Annotated in this window: 14 protein-coding genes, 2 tRNA genes, 2 rRNA genes and 2 riboswitches; of the genes, 3 read left to right on the top strand and 15 right to left on the bottom strand. The window is 37.4% G+C overall.

The genetic code is table 11. The features are described from left to right. Nucleotides 1-325: 325 nt before the first annotated feature. The 6 genes from ACSG5Z_RS29310 to groES form a co-directional block, all read right to left on the bottom strand. The gene (locus ACSG5Z_RS29310) at nucleotides 326-1,831 is read right to left on the bottom strand and encodes a sensor histidine kinase (protein WP_435712714.1); all 1,506 of its coding nucleotides are present in this window, start codon (nucleotides 1,829-1,831) and stop codon (nucleotides 326-328) included. Then, nucleotides 1,815-2,516 carry a response regulator transcription factor gene (locus ACSG5Z_RS29305; protein ID WP_087981820.1) on the bottom strand — a complete coding sequence of 234 codons (702 nt, stop codon included), beginning with the start codon at nucleotides 2,514-2,516 and terminating at the stop codon, nucleotides 1,815-1,817. The genes ACSG5Z_RS29310 and ACSG5Z_RS29305 overlap by 17 nt, the downstream gene beginning before the upstream one ends. A 145-nt stretch (nucleotides 2,517-2,661) precedes the next feature. After that, complete coding sequence (locus ACSG5Z_RS29300) at nucleotides 2,662-3,987, bottom strand: NCS2 family permease (RefSeq protein ID WP_000833097.1); 1,326 nt, start codon at nucleotides 3,985-3,987, stop codon at nucleotides 2,662-2,664. Between the two features lie 128 nt (nucleotides 3,988-4,115). Further along, nucleotides 4,116-4,217: riboswitch (purine riboswitch) on the bottom strand. Nucleotides 4,218-4,370: 153 nt separating this feature from the next. Beyond that, complete coding sequence (guaA, locus tag ACSG5Z_RS29295) at nucleotides 4,371-5,909, bottom strand: glutamine-hydrolyzing GMP synthase (RefSeq protein ID WP_098133539.1); 1,539 nt, start codon at nucleotides 5,907-5,909, stop codon at nucleotides 4,371-4,373. A 165-nt stretch (nucleotides 5,910-6,074) separates the two neighbouring features. Further along, nucleotides 6,075-6,176, bottom strand: a riboswitch (purine riboswitch). Between the two features lie 139 nt (nucleotides 6,177-6,315). Further along, nucleotides 6,316-7,950, bottom strand: coding sequence for a chaperonin GroEL (groL, locus tag ACSG5Z_RS29290; protein ID WP_001029984.1), 1,635 nt, complete (start codon nucleotides 7,948-7,950; stop codon nucleotides 6,316-6,318). Between the two features lie 38 nt (nucleotides 7,951-7,988). Beyond that, nucleotides 7,989-8,273 (bottom strand): co-chaperone GroES, encoded by a 285-nt coding sequence (groES, locus tag ACSG5Z_RS29285; RefSeq protein WP_000917306.1) that lies wholly within the window; start codon nucleotides 8,271-8,273, stop codon nucleotides 7,989-7,991. Nucleotides 8,274-8,674: 401 nt separating this feature from the next. On the opposite strand from groES, the gene ACSG5Z_RS29280 reads away from it, so the two are divergent. Both ACSG5Z_RS29280 and ACSG5Z_RS29275 read left to right on the top strand, forming a co-directional pair. Continuing rightward, entirely contained in the window at nucleotides 8,675-9,424 is a 750-nt protein-coding gene (locus ACSG5Z_RS29280) for a CPBP family intramembrane glutamic endopeptidase (protein WP_087981823.1), read from the top strand. Beyond that, a complete protein-coding gene (locus tag ACSG5Z_RS29275) occupies nucleotides 9,421-9,612 on the top strand; it encodes a YdiK family protein (RefSeq protein WP_001246201.1) in 192 nt (63 codons plus the stop codon). The genes ACSG5Z_RS29280 and ACSG5Z_RS29275 overlap by 4 nt, the downstream gene beginning before the upstream one ends. 29 nt (nucleotides 9,613-9,641) lie before the next feature. Here ACSG5Z_RS29275 and ACSG5Z_RS29270 read toward each other — a convergent pair whose 3' ends face one another. Next, a complete protein-coding gene (locus ACSG5Z_RS29270) occupies nucleotides 9,642-10,271 on the bottom strand; it encodes a redox-sensing transcriptional repressor Rex (RefSeq protein ID WP_000437704.1) in 630 nt (209 codons plus the stop codon). Between the two features lie 187 nt (nucleotides 10,272-10,458). Here ACSG5Z_RS29270 and ACSG5Z_RS29265 point away from each other — a divergent pair, with 187 nt between their 5' ends. Further along, nucleotides 10,459-12,393 (top strand): ABC-F family ATP-binding cassette domain-containing protein, encoded by a 1,935-nt coding sequence (locus tag ACSG5Z_RS29265; RefSeq protein WP_000602169.1) that lies wholly within the window; start codon nucleotides 10,459-10,461, stop codon nucleotides 12,391-12,393. A gap of 407 nt (nucleotides 12,394-12,800) precedes the next feature. Here the strand turns inward: ACSG5Z_RS29265 and tsaD are convergent, their stop codons facing one another. The 8 genes from tsaD to ACSG5Z_RS29225 all read right to left on the bottom strand — a co-directional run. Then, nucleotides 12,801-13,817 (bottom strand): tRNA (adenosine(37)-N6)-threonylcarbamoyltransferase complex transferase subunit TsaD, encoded by a 1,017-nt coding sequence (gene tsaD, locus ACSG5Z_RS29260; protein ID WP_000414582.1) that lies wholly within the window; start codon nucleotides 13,815-13,817, stop codon nucleotides 12,801-12,803. After that, nucleotides 13,817-14,260, bottom strand: coding sequence for a ribosomal protein S18-alanine N-acetyltransferase (rimI, locus tag ACSG5Z_RS29255; RefSeq protein WP_000367200.1), 444 nt, complete (start codon nucleotides 14,258-14,260; stop codon nucleotides 13,817-13,819). The genes tsaD and rimI overlap by 1 nt, the downstream gene beginning before the upstream one ends. A gap of 13 nt (nucleotides 14,261-14,273) precedes the next feature. Then, nucleotides 14,274-14,966 carry a tRNA (adenosine(37)-N6)-threonylcarbamoyltransferase complex dimerization subunit type 1 TsaB gene (tsaB, locus tag ACSG5Z_RS29250; protein WP_048542995.1) on the bottom strand — a complete coding sequence of 231 codons (693 nt, stop codon included), beginning with the start codon at nucleotides 14,964-14,966 and terminating at the stop codon, nucleotides 14,274-14,276. Beyond that, the gene (gene tsaE, locus ACSG5Z_RS29245; RefSeq protein ID WP_435712713.1) at nucleotides 14,947-15,420 is read right to left on the bottom strand and encodes a tRNA (adenosine(37)-N6)-threonylcarbamoyltransferase complex ATPase subunit type 1 TsaE; all 474 of its coding nucleotides are present in this window, start codon (nucleotides 15,418-15,420) and stop codon (nucleotides 14,947-14,949) included. Before tsaE ends, tsaB begins: the two co-directional genes overlap by 20 nt. A gap of 174 nt (nucleotides 15,421-15,594) precedes the next feature. Further along, nucleotides 15,595-15,670 (bottom strand) — tRNA-Asp (locus ACSG5Z_RS29240). Nucleotides 15,671-15,673: 3 nt separating this feature from the next. Beyond that, nucleotides 15,674-15,750, bottom strand: a tRNA-Met gene (locus ACSG5Z_RS29235). A gap of 12 nt (nucleotides 15,751-15,762) precedes the next feature. Next, a 5S ribosomal RNA gene (gene rrf / locus ACSG5Z_RS29230) occupies nucleotides 15,763-15,878 on the bottom strand. A gap of 101 nt (nucleotides 15,879-15,979) precedes the next feature. After that, nucleotides 15,980-16,092, bottom strand: a 23S ribosomal RNA gene (locus tag ACSG5Z_RS29225); the annotation flags it as partial.

Genomic DNA, 16,092 nt, shown 5'->3' with positions numbered 1-16,092 from the left:
CATCCTGAGCCAGGATCAAACTCTCCAATAAAGTTAGTTTGTCTAGCATCTAAAAATAAAAATTGACGTTTCACGTTGTTTGTTTCGTTCAGTTTTCAAAGAACTACTCGGTCGCTCATTTGCGACTCCCTTATGTTAACATCTTCATGTTTCAATGTCAACTAAGTTTTTCATTTCGTTTGCCGCGTTCTGCGTTATTGCATCGGCGACTTGTCCTATATTACACCTCTATACTCTAATCGTCAACATATTTTTCTAAAAAAATATAAAAAGGCTTATTTCTTTTAAAATAAGCCTTTTTATCAAATATCATTCTATTCATTTATTATTTTTCTATAATTGGTAACGAGACGATAAACTGAATAATACCATCCTCATATTCTGCTCGAATACTACCACCTTGCAGCTCAACAATACTTTTCGCAATCGCTAATCCAAGTCCCGATCCTTCTGTTACTCTACTTCTAGATTGATCCTTCTTATAAAAACGTTCAAACAAACTCCCTAGCTCTTCTCTCGTAAACTCTTCACTATGATTCGCAATTACAATTTGTATATCCCGGCGCTGCCTTTGAAGAGAAACTTTTATCTCCCCATCATCTTTACTATACTTAATCGCGTTCATTAATAGATTATCAAATACACGTACCATCTTTTCCGAATCAACCGCTGCATAGGCACGTTCCTCAGGAAACTTCTTAACAAACGCAAGTCCATGCTCTTCTGCCTGCGGTACTAACTCTTCTATTAATTGCTCCAATAACTCATTTATACAAACCTCTTGTTTTTCTAATACAACTTGCTCATTTGTTAACTTCGTATACTCAAATAAATCTTCTATTAAATTCTTTAACTGCTCCGACTTCGCAAAAGCAATTCTCGTATACTCATCATGTTGTTCTTTATTTTCATATTTAGAATCTCGAAGTAATCGCAAGTAACCCATAATAGAAGTCAGTGGTGTACGCAAATCGTGAGATACATTCGTAATAAGCTCATTCTTTTGCTTCTCTAATTTACGTTCCTTTTCTATATTATTCATAAGCTCTTCTGCCATATTATTAATATTCTCAGTTAAAGACGCAATCTCGTCCTCACCTTTCTTCTCAATACGATACGCTAAGTTGCCTTTTTCTATTTCCTTTACACCTTGTGCCATCGCTTCAATTTGCTTCATCTTTCTCTTTGTTATATAGAAGAAAGAGAAAATAAATACGAGTACACCTATGCAAAATGGAAACGGCCCTTCTTGCGTATCATATATTACTTCACCTTCTGGAATCCCACTAACAAACATGTATAAATTCTTATCTTCTATTGTAATAGGTGCAAAAGCTATAAATTCTTTTCTTGTACTTTCAAATACATCTTGGCCATTTGAATAGTTGATCGCAAATGATGCTGCATTACGAATCGTATTATGCAAATCAATTTGTTCTTCTTGTGCCTGCTTCGTTTTATATAAAACTTTACCGCTCTCTTCAGTAACCAATATTTTTAAAGCTCTAGGTCCTCGCTCTAAACTTTGGTTCTCCCTTTCGATCATATCGGATATAGCTTCTAATTTATTTTCATGAACCGAACTATTTGCCGCTCCTTGAGCTTGTTGATTAATCTCCTCCATACCAGCCCGATAATCGATCGTCGCCTTCCGATTCGCATTCTCAAAAAACGGCGCTGCTGCCTTTGCTGACAAAAGACCTAATAACGCACAAGCGGTAAACGCAGTAATAAGTTGAATTCGCACACTCCGTTTCACACTCTTCATTATCTTTCCAATTAATTCTCGAAATTTCCTAACATAAGTAAATGGATTAAATATCTTTTTCAATCTTATACCCCACTCCCCATACTGTTTTTATATATATTGGCTTCCTTGGATTCTCCTCAATCTTTTCACGCACTTTCCGAATATGAACCATTACCGTGTTATCCGACTGGAAAGATCTTTCGTTCCAAACCTTTTCATAAATTTGTTCCGCGCTAAAGACCATCCCCGGATTACGAGCTAGTAATTCTAAAATCGAAAATTCCCTCGGAGTCAGTTTCACTTCTTCTCCATCTACAATGACTGTATGGGTTGAGATGTTTATCTTCATCTCTCCAATTTCTAGCTCGTCCTCATTTTGAAGAGCAAAACCATTCATCTTCATATAACGACGTAACTGAGATTTAATCCTTGCGATTAACTCTAACGGATTAAATGGTTTCGTTACGTAATCATCTGCACCTGTTGTTAATCCTAAGATTTTATCCATATCTTGCGTTTTCGCAGAAAGCATAATAATCGGCATTTCTTTCGATTCTCTTACTTTCATACACATATGAATACCATCTACCTTTGGCATCATAATATCTAATACGACTAGATGTACTTCATTTTCTTCTAGTAAACGTAATCCTTCTTCTCCGTCTCCTGCTTGCAACACTTTATATCCTTCATTCTTTAAATAGATTGTAATAAGATTTCTAATTTCTTTTTCATCATCTACGACAAGTATTGTTTCGTGCGCCACAATATCTCCCCCATCACTTTTTTAATCCCTAACTTCTATTATAGGAAAACTTCTGAAGAAAAACGCTCGGAAATCCTTAAGATTTTCTGAAGACGCAAAAAAGGTCTAGACTCCCCTTAAGTCTAGACCTTTCAAAAAACCCCTTTTATTTACGAACGTAGATGAAATATAGTACGAATAAAACTCCCATAACATACATAATTGGATGAATCTCTTTACGACGACCACTTACTACCATTGTAATTGGATAGAAGATAAACCCGATTGCAATCCCTGTCGCAATACTATACGTAAGTGGCATTGAAATGATTGTAAAGAATGCTGGTACTGCAATCTCGAATTTCTTCCAATCAATTTCGCCTAAAGATGAAACCATCAAGATCCCTACAATAATTAATGCTGGCGCTGTTACAGCTGGTGTTACAACGCTTAATAATGGCGAGAAGAATAGTGCCAGCAAGAAGAATCCTGCTGTTACAACTGCTGTAAATCCAGAACGTCCACCCGCTGCTACCCCAGCAGAAGATTCAATGTAAGACGTTGTTGTTGATGTACCTAAGATTGCACCGATTACAGTTGCAATCGCATCTGCAAATAACGCCTTTCCTGCACGTGGTAATTTATTGTTCTTCATTAATCCAGCTTGATTCGCAACCGCTACAAGTGTACCTGCTGTATCAAAGAAATCGATAAAGAAGAACGTTATAATAACAATCACCATTTGAACAGTGAAAATATCTCCGAAGTGAGTTAACGCCACACCGAACGTTGGTTCTAGACTCGGTATTGCTCCCACTACAGCTTTTGGAGTATCAATTAATCCTGTCGCTACTCCTAAAATTGCTGTAAGAATCATACCGTAGAACACTGCACCATTAACTTTCTTAATCATGAAGATGATTGTAGTAACAACCCCGAAGATTGCTAGTAACGTTGTGCCCTTTGTTAAATCCCCCAATCCAACAAGAACAGCATCATTTTTCACGATAATTCCGGCATTTTGGAATCCAAGGAAAGCAATGAATAATCCGATACCTGCCGCTACTGCAAACTTTAACTCTGATGGAATTGCATTAATGATTTTTTCACGAATACCTGAAGCTGTAAGAATAATAAAGATAATACCTGACATTAACGTTCCAGCAATTGCTGTCTGCCATGGAATACCCATCGTTAACACTGCCGTATAAGCAAAGAACGCGTTAATTCCCATACCCGGCGCCAAAGCAATCGGATACTTCGCGAATATCCCCATAATTAACGAACCAATCGCTGCTGCTAATGCTGTAGCAACGAATACTGCACCCGGATCCATTCCTGTACCTGCTGGTAACCCTTTAACATTTCCAAGTGACAGCGTAGCAGGATTGACAAATAGTACATAAGCCATAGATAAAAATGTCGTTAAACCTGCTATGAACTCTGTTTTATAATTTGTACCGAGTTCATCAAACTGAAAATAGCGTTTCATCTTACGTTTCCCCCGTTATATGATTACTCGCCGTAATCTCCCTAGCCCTCTTTTATCTATTAAAAATAAAAAAGGCTTCCATTGCATATACATGGAAGCGTTCTATGAATAAAGACAAGTTTCCCCTCATCTTTATCTAAACGCCTCGTAGTCAAGCCATTTACGGTAGCTAGGTAGAAACTTTCGGGCCATATCCCCGATATTATACGACGGCATAATATTCACTTTTCGTTTGAATTACATACTCATATTAACTCGATGAAGTAGTTTTGTCAATTTAAAAACGAACATTTTTACAAACTTTTGCATTTTCGTTCGTATTAAGAGCAAAACACAAAAGATCCATCTATGCATGAGCAATAGATGGATCTTTTTTTATAATACTATTCCCACTCGATAGTTGCTGGTGGCTTACTTGTTATATCATACACGATACGGTTAACGTGTTTTACTTCGTTTACGATACGTACAGAAATTTTCTCTAATACGTCCCAAGGGATACGTGCCCAGTCAGCTGTCATACCGTCGATAGATGTTACTGCGCGGATACCTACTGTGTAATCGTAAGTACGCTCATCACCCATAACACCTACGCTACGCATACCAGGAAGCGCAGTGAAGTATTGCCAAACTTCGCGGTCTAAGCCCGCTTTAATAATTTCTTCACGTAAAATCGCATCAGATTCACGAACGATTTCTAATTTCTCTTCTGTGATTTCACCTAATACACGAATACCAAGACCAGGGCCTGGGAATGGTTGACGCCATACGATTTCATCAGGAATTCCTAGTTCTGATCCTAATACACGTACTTCATCTTTAAATAACGTGTTTAAAGGCTCAATTAATTTGAACTGCATGTCTTCTGGAAGACCACCAACGTTATGGTGAGATTTAATTGTTTGTGCAGTTGCTGTACCACTTTCAACGATGTCTGTATAAAGTGTACCTTGCGCTAGGAAGTCCATTCCTTGTAATTTAGAAGCTTCATCATCAAATACGTAAATGAATTCATTACCGATGATTTTACGTTTTTGTTCTGGATCTTCTACACCTTTTAACTTGTTCATGAAGCGTTCTTGTGCATCCACTTTAATAACGTTCATGTGGAAGCCTTCGCTGAATGTTTTCATAACGCCTTCTGCTTCACCTTTGCGAAGTAAGCCGTGGTCAACGAAAATACATGTTAATTGATCGCCGATTGCTTTATGAATTAATACTGCTACAACAGAAGAGTCTACACCGCCGCTAAGTGCACATAGTACTTTTTTGTCTCCAACAGTTTCACGGATTTTCTCTAATTCTACTTCGATAAAGTTCTCCATGTTCCATCCTTCAGAACAACCACATACGCCGAATACGAAGTTTTTAATTAAATCGTTACCGTGCTCAGAATGACGTACTTCTGGGTGGAATTGTACACCGTATAAGTTTTTGTCTTCATTGCTCATACCAGCAATTGGACAAGACTCACTTGTTGCATCTACTACGAATCCTTCAGGTAAACCAGTTACTAAGTCACCATGGCTCATCCATACAACTTGCTCTTCTGGAAGGTTCGCATATAATTTTGATTCGTTCTCGACTTTAAGAACAGCTTTTCCGTACTCACGGTGGTTTGCACGTTCTACTTTACCACCGAAGTGTTGCGTCATAAGCTGCATACCATAACAAATACCGAAGATCGGTAATCCTAGTTCAAAGATTTTTTCATCACAATGTAATGCGCCTTCACCGTATACACTATTTGGTCCACCAGAGAAGATAATCCCTTTTGGATTCATTGCTTTAATTTCTTCTGCAGTAATTGTATGTGGATGAAGTTCACTGTATACACCGAACTCACGAATTCGACGTGCTATTAACTGATTGTACTGACTCCCAAAATCTAAAACGATAATTGTATCATGCTGCTTCTTCAAAATAATCACCCCAACGTTAGTTCTCGTATATAAATATTTTTACCAATTAGGCAAAAAGCATTACTAATATAATAAAAAAAGCCAGTCCTCCGCCTCTAGTCTCATAACAAAGAAAAGGCAGGGGTCTGGCTTTATAAAGAAAGATAGTCTTCCGCTCTTTATAAATATAAGACGCACTGCCTTCATAGTCAGGTTGTTTACGGTAACCCGGTAGAGACTCTCAAACCATATCATCGAGGATATATGAAGGATTGTTTTATATTATCTTCCTAGATTCTAACAATGAAGTATCGATATGGTCAAGAGAGAAAGCGACAAAATTCTACAGAAATTCATTTCCTTTTCTAAAAAACATAAAAAAACATCCATTTCTATATAGAAATGGATGTTTTTCGAGCAAACGGAATTACATCATTCCGCCCATACCGCCCATGCCCATGCCGCCCATGTCAGGCATTGCTGGTGCATTTGGTTCTGGCTTGTCAGCAACTACAGCTTCAGTCGTTAAGAACATAGCTGCAACAGATGCTGCATTTTGAAGTGCAGAACGAGTTACTTTAGCTGGATCTACGATACCAGTTTCAAGCATGTTAACCCACTCGCCAGTAGCTGCGTTGAAACCAACGCCTACTTTTTCGCCTTTTAGACGCTCTACAACTACAGATCCTTCTAGACCAGCGTTGATTGCGATTTGACGAACTGGCTCTTCTAGTGCGCGAAGTACGATGTTGATACCTGTTGCTTCGTCGCCTTCAGCTACGATAGAAGCTACTTTCGTGTATACGTTCATAAGTGAAGTACCACCACCTGCAACGATACCTTCTTCTACTGCTGCACGAGTTGAGTTAAGTGCATCTTCAATGCGAAGTTTGCGCTCTTTTAACTCAGTTTCAGTTGCTGCACCTACTTTAATTACTGCTACGCCACCTGCAAGTTTTGCAAGACGCTCTTGTAATTTTTCACGATCGAATTCAGAAGTAGTTTCTTCTAATTGCGCGCGGATTTGACCGATGCGAGCTTCGATTTGTTGTGAATTTCCGATACCTTCAACTACAGTTGTGTTTTCTTTCGTTACAACAACTTTACCAGCACGTCCTAAAGATTCAATTGTAGCAGATTTTAAGTCACGACCTAATTCTTCAGTGATTACTTCGCCACCAGTTAAGATTGCGATATCTTCTAGCATTGCTTTACGACGGTCACCAAATCCAGGAGCTTTAACAGCTACTACATTGAATGTACCACGAAGTTTGTTCACTACTAATGTAGCTAAAGCTTCGCCTTCTACGTCTTCAGCGATGATAAGAAGTGGTTTACCTTGTTGTACCACTTGCTCTAATACTGGTAAGATTTCTTGGATGTTAGAAATCTTCTTATCAGTAATTAAGATGTATGGGTTATCAAGAACTGCTTCCATTTTGTCAGAATCAGTAATCATGTAAGGAGATGCATATCCACGATCAAATTGCATACCTTCTACTACGTCTAATTCTGTTGTAAATCCTTTAGATTCTTCTAAAGTAATAACGCCGTCGTTACCAACGCGCTCCATTGCTTCAGCGATTAATTGACCTACTTCTTCGTCAGCTGCAGAAATAGCAGCTACTTGTGCGATAGAAGATTTGCCTTCGATTGGTTTAGAAATCTCTTTTAATTCTGCAATTGCAGCAGTAACAGCTTTTTCGATACCTTTACGAAGACCCATTGGGTTCGCACCAGCTGTTACGTTTTTAAGACCTTCACGAATCATAGCTTGTGCTAATACAGTTGCAGTTGTTGTTCCGTCACCAGCTACATCATTTGTTTTGCTAGCAACTTCTGCTACTAATTTTGCACCCATGTTTTCGAATGCATCTTCTAATTCGATTTCTTTTGCGATTGTTACACCATCATTTGTAATAAGTGGTGAACCAAATTTTTTCTCAAGTACAACGTTACGACCTTTTGGTCCAAGCGTTACTTTTACTGCGTTTGCAAGAGTGTCGACACCGCGAAGCATCGAACGACGTGCTTCTTCACTAAATTTAATATCTTTTGCCATAATAATTGACCCCCTTGAATTTTTTAAGATTTATATAATTAACCGATAACTGCTAAAATGTCACTTTCACGTAAAATCAAGTAGTCAGTACCTTCATATTTTACTTCAGTACCTGCATATTTTGAGAAGATGATAAGATCACCTGCAGCTACCTCTAGAGCAACACGCTCACCATTTTCAAGCACTCGACCAGTACCTACTGCAATAACTTTACCCTCTTGTGGTTTTTCTTTTGCAGTGTCTGGTAATACAATACCACTTGCTGTTTTTTCTTCTGCTTGAACAAGCTCAATTACAACGCGATCACCTAATGGCTTTAGCATGAACAATAACCTCCTCATTTTGTTATGTAAATTTTATTTATTAGCACTCAAGTCACCCGAGTGCTAACACACTTATAATAATAAATAATCTCAATTTCTTTTGCAAGTAAAAAAATCATAATTTTTTCGCAAATTAAGCTATACACTTTTCTATATAGAGTCCCTCTTCTTCTACCTTTACTATATGAATCGTTGTTTCCCCTACTCGTATGTTACAATATGAAAGGACACCCTAAGTTGTTTTCGCTATACACACAACTTTCTCCTGTCTTCTATTATAATTTCAAATAAGGATTTACGAAAAAAACATAATTTAAGCGAGGTTTATATCGTAGGTAGCATACTTACATGTTATCCTACCTTATCTCATACACTAGAGTTAGAAAGGATGGTTAAACCATTTGAAAAAACAATATTGGTGGGTTATCGTTACATACATTTTAATGCAGTTATCATCCATTGCTGGATTACCACTTCTGCTGAAAACTGGACTTTATGATAACAGGGGATTTACTAGAGAAGAGAAATTTCAACTCATAACTGGCCACTGGGCAATCATTAGCTTCTTTATTGCATTATGTATCGTACTTTGGTTACTTAGAACAGATATTCGTGACAGACGTTTAGATACAATGCGCTCTACTGTTCCAGCTACGATTGGTTGGATTTTTATCGGGTTCTTCCTAGCATTTTTCTCACAAAGTATTGCCGGTATGATAGAAATGCGTGTATTAGGAATTAAACCTGGATCAGAAAATACAGCAAGACTTATGGATATCGCAAAAACGACACCTTGGTTCCTTATCGTTATCTCTATAATAGGACCTATTTTGGAAGAAATCGTATTTAGAAAAATTTTATTTGGTACACTTTATAAGAAGTTTAACTTCTTTATTGCTGCTATCATTAGTTCTCTTGTATTCGCAGCAATTCATTTTGATTTCACTCACTTATTGGTATACACTTCTATGGGACTCGTATTCGCCTTTTTATATGTAAAAACGAAGCGTATTATCGTCCCTATCGCAGCTCATGTTGCAATGAATACATTAGTTGCAGTTGCTCAAGTTTTAATGAGCAATGAACAAATTCAAGAAATGATTAAAGAAGCTGAAAAAATGCAAGGCTTTATCGGAGGATTTTTAGTATGAGGAACTCACCATTGTTCATGGCTGCATTGTACTTCCTTCTAGGATGTATCTTTACACGCTTCGCCATTACGAACGTAACAGATACAATCTGGAATATGTGGACAATACTATTTGCAGTTATGGCAACAATTGATTTTAATTTGGCACTTCGCCTTATCTTAGTTAAATTCACAAAGAAAAAACAATAATAAAACGCAGAGGTCGCTTCCTCTGCGTTTTATTGTGGATAATTCTTTAAAAAGTAAACAAGTGTTTGTAACTCTACCGCTAAATCAATATGGTGAATTCTTATATTATCTGACACATTTAAGCGCGCTGGTGTGAAATTTAAAATACCATGCACGTTCGTTTCTGCCAATCTATCTGCTACAGATTGTGCTACTGTAGCGGGTACTGTTAATATTGCCACTTGTATATCAGTTGATAAACGTTCTTCTAATTCATCTAAATGATATACAGGAATGCCCCCGATTTCTGTCCCGACTTTCTCTTCACTAACATCAAACGCCATTTCAATTTTTGTATTATTGTTTTTCGTGAAATTATAATGTAAGAAAGCGGTCCCTAAATTACCTACTCCAATAAGTGCTACACGTGTTATATCATCTTGGTCGAGTGTTTCACGGAAAAATGATAATAAATAATTTACGTTATATCCATAACCTTTTTTCCCTAACGCTCCAAAATATGAAAAATCTCTTCGAATCGTTGCGGAATCAACTTTTACCGCTTCACTCAATTCGGCTGATGAAACACGTTGCTTACCAGAAAGAGATAAGTTTTGGATAAATCGATAGTATAGAGGCAATCGTTTGGCAGTGGCCTGTGGAATTTTTTGCTGCTCCATATAACCTCTCCTCTCTTCCTATCTTTATTCATATACTTGAATCAAATACAGAAGTTTAGCACTCATGAATTTCCCTGTATAATAAAGAGAAGAAGTATTCTCTCTTTATTTTAAACTATACACTATTTTTAGTATGATTGAGAAATATAAACATGGCAAAGTTAAGAAATTATTTGAGGTGAAAACATTGATTTTATTACAAGTAAACGCGCTTACGAAATTATACGGTGCCGAAACGATTCTTGCAAACATAAAATTGGAAGTTCAAACGAAAGATCGTATCGCATTAGTCGGACGAAATGGGGCCGGAAAATCTACACTATTAAAAATAATAGCTGGTGAGCTATCTCATGATGGTGGCGAAATTATAAAACCAAAAGATGTCTCAATCGGATATTTAGCTCAAAATACCGGGTTAGAAACGTCTTTAACAATTTGGGATGAAATGTTAACCGTCTTTACACACTTGCAGCAAATGGAGACAAAACTTCGAAGGCTAGAGCAAGAGATGGGAAAAGAAGAAAACTTTTCAAACGAGGCTACATATGAAAGATTATTAGCTGATTATGACCAATTGCAATTAGATTATAAAGATCAAGGTGGATATCAATATGAAGCAGATATTCGCTCGATTTTAAGTGGTCTTGGCTTCCCAGTTGAAACGCACCAGACGACGATTTCTACATTAAGCGGTGGACAAAAAACACGATTAGCTCTCGGTAAATTATTATTAACGAAACCAGACCTACTTATTTTGGACGAGCCTACAAACCATTTAGACATCGAAACATTAACATGGCTTGAACAATATTTACAAGGCTATCCTGGCGCAATACTAATCGTTTCCCATGACCGTTATTTCTTAGATAAACTCGTTACACAAGTATATGAAATTTCGAATAAAGAAAGCAGACGATTTGTTGGTAACTACAGTAAATATTTAGACTTAAAATCAGCATTATACGAGCAAGACATGAAACGTTATGAAAAACAACAAGATGAAATCGCTAAGCTTGAGGATTTCGTTCAAAAAAATATAGCGCGCGCATCTACGACAAAACGTGCTCAAAGCCGTCGTAAACAATTAGATAGAATGGAATTATTGACTAGACCATTAGGTGATTCTAAGTCAGCATCCTTCCACTTCGATATCGAAAAACAAAGTGGAAATGATGTTTTACAAGTAAAGGATGCAACTATCGGCTATGATGATGATCCGATTATTGAACATGTAACTATGCGCTTAACTCGCGGGGATAGCGTTGCTTTAGTTGGTCCAAACGGAATTGGAAAATCCACATTATTAAAATCACTTGTGAATAAGTTACCACTATTAAATGGTGATGTTTCTTTCGGATCCAATGTATCTGTTGGTTATTATGATCAAGAACAAGCAAACTTAACATCTTCTAAGCGAGTTTTAAATGAGTTATGGGATGAATATCCATTGCAGCCCGAAAAAGAAATTCGCACGATATTAGGTAACTTCTTATTCACAGGGGATGATGTACTAAAACCAGTATCTTCTCTTAGTGGTGGACAAAAAGCTCGATTAGCTCTTGCAAAACTTATGATGCAAAAATCAAATTTATTAATTCTCGATGAACCTACGAACCATCTTGATTTAAATAGTAAAGAAATTTTGGAGAATGCTTTAATTGATTATCCAGGCACCCTTCTATTTGTTTCACATGACCGCTACTTTATTAATCGTGTAACGACGACCGTTGTTGAGTTGTCAACAGAAGGTGCACAAGAGTATTTAGGCGATTACGATTACTATGTGGAGAAGAAAAATGAAATGATTGAACGTGCAGCATTTGAACAACAAGAACAGCAAGAAAACCAAGCACCTGTTCAAAAAACTGTAGCGCAAGAAAAATTAAATTATCTCGAAGAAAAAGAGCGTAAACAATTAGAACGTCAACGCACTCGAAAAATTGAGGAACTAGAACAAAATATTGTAGAATTTGAAGAAGAAATTGCTACGTTAGAAGATCAACTTTGCTTACCAGAAATATACGCAGATTATGAAAAGGCTAGTGAAATTACAACGAAAAAGCAAACACTACAAGAGCAACTTGATGCTTGTATGGCAGAATGGGAAGAATTACATTTATAAGAGTATGAATAAGAAGGATGTCTCATAAGTCGGGATTTTTGACTATGCGACATCCTTTTTATCTTCTAGCTGGGGTATAAACGATTCGACACGACATACCGATTTACCGACAAAGTTTGACAATGTTGGCTCGCCCCTATAATAAGGGTACATTTCAAAATGTTTTTTAGAGATATCTTCTTGCGATTTATTTCCCAAAAAAGAATACATTCAAAGGTCAGACTTCACCTACTTTATCCACAGGTTTATACACATATCCACCTTTATAAAATAAACCCCAAAATAACTTTTCCACATTATCCACAACTCCCAAAAAAGTTATCAACATTTTATATACACAATAAAACCCACATTATCAACAGATAATATGGGTTTTATCCACAAGCTGTGGTTAATTTTGTGCATAACTATTCTTCAATATCTAATCCTGGATTTGCATTTAGAGCTAATGTAGCACGTTTTCCTTGTTCATATGCAATTGTACCTGCGGCTGCAATCATCGCTGCATTATCGGTACATAAAGATAGTGGAGGAATAATTAGCTCGATATTTTCTTTTGTCGCAAATTCCGCTTCCAAACGTGCGCGAAGTCCTTTATTCGCAGCTACTCCACCAGCAAGAAGCAGTTGCTTTACGTTATACGCTTCTGCTGCACGAGATGCTTTCGTTACAAGCACATCTATTACACTCGCTTGGAAACTTGCTGCTAAATCTTCCGGTGCAATTTCTATCCCGCGTTGTTTCGCGTTATGCACAGTGTTGATAACTGCTGATTTCAATCCACTGAAACTGAAATCATACGAATCAGGTTCTAGCCATGCACGAGGCAAATCGATTGTCGGTTCCCCTTCATGTGCAAGGCGATCAATGTGAGGACCACCTGGATATGGCATGGATAATGTTCGAGCTACTTTATCATATGCCTCTCCAGCTGCATCATCTCTTGTTTCACCAATCACTTCGAATGAACCATGTTCTTTCATATAAACAAGCTCCGTATGTCCACCAGATACAACAAGTGATAGTAGTGGGAATTGAACTTCTTTTACTAAACGGTTCGCATAAATGTGCCCAGCTATATGATGAACACCCACTAGAGGAATATCATGTGCAAAAGCCACTGCTTTCGCTGCATTTACCCCTATTAAAAGCGCTCCTACTAACCCAGGTCCTTCTGTTACAGCAATTGCATCAATATCATCAAATGTGATATTTGCTTCTTTTAAAGCTTCTTCTAACACAACTGTAATTTCTTCTACATGATGACGGGATGCAATCTCTGGTACAACTCCGCCAAAACGTTTATGACTTTCAATTTGTGATGCAACGACATTCGCAATAATTTCCGTTCCATTTTTAACAACTGCTACTGCTGTTTCATCACAACTTGTTTCAATACCAAGTATAATCGTATTTTTTTCCATTATATATTCACCCACATTACGAGACCATCTTCCTGATTGTCTGCATAGTATCGTTTACGAATTCCACCATTTTGAAATCCGTATTTTCTGTATAACTGTTTTGCTACTTCATTTGATACACGTACTTCAAGCGTCATCGTTTTTACCCCTAAATCTTTCGCTTCGGAAATAACTTCTTTCAATAAAGCATCCCCTAGCTTTTGACCTCTGTATTCTGGCAAAATAGCTACATTTGTTATATGTGATTCATCAATAATTATCCACAATCCACAATACCCAATTACACGACCATCTTTTTCTAGCACAACATAATGTGCATGTTCATTCGTCGTTAACTCACGGTGAAAGGCATCTGCAGTCCAAGGAGTTGAAAAAGACGCTTCTTCAATAGCTACAATTTGAGCGATATCATCGAGTTCCATCTTCCTAAATATCATATCCATCTTCTGCAAGCTCCTACTTGTTTTGACTTTCTAACCACTTTGTTTCAGCTTCAGCTAAACGAAGATAACTAGGAACAAATGAATGTACATCTTGTTCTTCTTTTTGTAACCCTAAGAAAGCTAACTCACTTGGTCTTGGGTTATTTTTAGTGAAGGGAGCAAATACAGCTTGGTTGCCTAAATGTTCGATAATCGTCTCTTTGTGCAGTTTAACATCGTTACCAATAAATAAAACAGGCTTTCCTGTATCTTTTAACATTTGCAACCAGTCTACAATAAGGATGATTCGGTCTTCTTCTATAGAAGTTAAATGCTCTCCTTCATATGTATATAACCCAGTATAAATTTGTCCGCGTCTTCCATCGAATAAAGGACAGATTAATCCATCAAAATTAGCACCGTTTGCAGCCACTACTTCTAAACTTGATACACCTACAATTGGTATTTGAAGTGACCAAGCTAATGTTTTTGCAGCTGTCACACCTATGCGAACACCTGTATATGATCCAGGTCCAGCAGCTACAACTATTTTAGTTAATTCTTTCGGTTTTACACCACATTCTTTTAACAATTTCTCTACAGCTGGCATAAGACGTACAGAATGGTTTTTTGTTAAGTTTGTAATGATTTCCCCAATTACGTTTCCTTCCTCAATAAGGGATACACCCATTACGTAATTTGAAGTATCAATTGCTAGTACTTTCATCTTGTAATAGCTCCTCACATAATCTAATATATCGATCTCCAATTGGCTCGAGTACAATTTTCCTTGTATCATCTCCAGCATGGAATAAACTAATTTGTAACTTCTCATTCGGTAAAAATGCTTCTATTAAATGAGCCCATTCTACTACGGTAATTCCTTCACCGTAGAAATACTCATCAAAACCTAAGTCCTCTTCACTTTCTGCTAAGCGATACACGTCCATATGATATAGCGGCAATCTCCCTTTATATTCTTTAATAATATTAAAGGTAGGACTATTTACAACTCTTTTCACTCCAAGACCTTTTGCTAGTCCTTTTGTAAAAGTTGTCTTACCAGCCCCTAGATCTCCTTCTAAAATAATTACATCTTGTGCCCCGACAAGTCTACCTAGTTTTTCTGATAATCTTTGTGTTTCCTCAGAAGAGTTTGTTGTTATTTCATATTTACTCACAGACTTCACCTACTTTACTCACAATGTTCTCTGCTCTTTATTATACAGGTTTTGAATATATAAAAAAGTCCTTAGGAGTTTTCCTAAGGATAGTTTGACTGTCTTTATTAGTTTTTTGTTAAAACAAATAAAAAAATACGAAACAACATGTTTCGTTCTTTTCTTTATATAAAATGGCGGTCCCGACCGGGGTCGAACCGGCGATCTCCTGCGTGACAGGCAGGCATGTTAACCACTACACCACGGGACCATTTGGTTGCGGGGACAGGATTTGAACCTGCGACCTTCGGGTTATGAGCCCGACGAGCTACCGTGCTGCTCCACCCCGCGATGATATAAATAGCCTGGCAACGTCCTACTCTCACAGGGACAAGGTCCCAACTACCATCGGCGCTAGAGAGCTTAACTTCCGTGTTCGGTATGGGAACGGGTGTGACCTCTCTGCCATCATTACCAGACTGTATTCATTTAAGACAAGAATCATCATAACTTATTTAACTTTTAAAGTCAACAAGTTTTTTATATTCTTTCAAAACTAGATAACATTGCTTCATATTATATGGTTAAGTCCTCGATCTATTAGTATTCGTCAGCTCCACATGTCACCATGCTTCCACCTCGAACCTATCAACCTGATCATCTTTCAGGGATCTTACTAGCTTACGCTATGGG

Source organism: Bacillus pretiosus (assembly GCF_051294775.1).
Taxonomy (GTDB): Bacteria; Bacillota; Bacilli; order Bacillales; family Bacillaceae_G; genus Bacillus_A; species Bacillus_A wiedmannii.
Note: the sequence above shows the minus strand (reverse complement) of the source record. Positions and strands in the feature narration are given on the sequence as shown.

Coding starts and splice junctions, on each gene's coding strand:
- ACSG5Z_RS29270 (WP_000437704.1), bottom strand. CDS start 10,271: ATGGAGCAGCAAAAAATTCCACAGGCCACTGCCAAACGATTGCCTCTA.
- groES (WP_000917306.1), bottom strand. CDS start 8,273: ATGCTAAAGCCATTAGGTGATCGCGTTGTAATTGAGCTTGTTCAAGCA.
- ACSG5Z_RS29275 (WP_001246201.1), top strand. CDS start 9,421: ATGAGGAACTCACCATTGTTCATGGCTGCATTGTACTTCCTTCTAGGA.
- ACSG5Z_RS29300 (WP_000833097.1), bottom strand. CDS start 3,987: ATGAAACGCTATTTTCAGTTTGATGAACTCGGTACAAATTATAAAACA.
- groL (WP_001029984.1), bottom strand. CDS start 7,950: ATGGCAAAAGATATTAAATTTAGTGAAGAAGCACGTCGTTCGATGCTT.
- tsaD (WP_000414582.1), bottom strand. CDS start 13,817: ATGGAAAAAAATACGATTATACTTGGTATTGAAACAAGTTGTGATGAA.
- tsaB (WP_048542995.1), bottom strand. CDS start 14,966: ATGAAAGTACTAGCAATTGATACTTCAAATTACGTAATGGGTGTATCC.
- rimI (WP_000367200.1), bottom strand. CDS start 14,260: ATGGATATGATATTTAGGAAGATGGAACTCGATGATATCGCTCAAATT.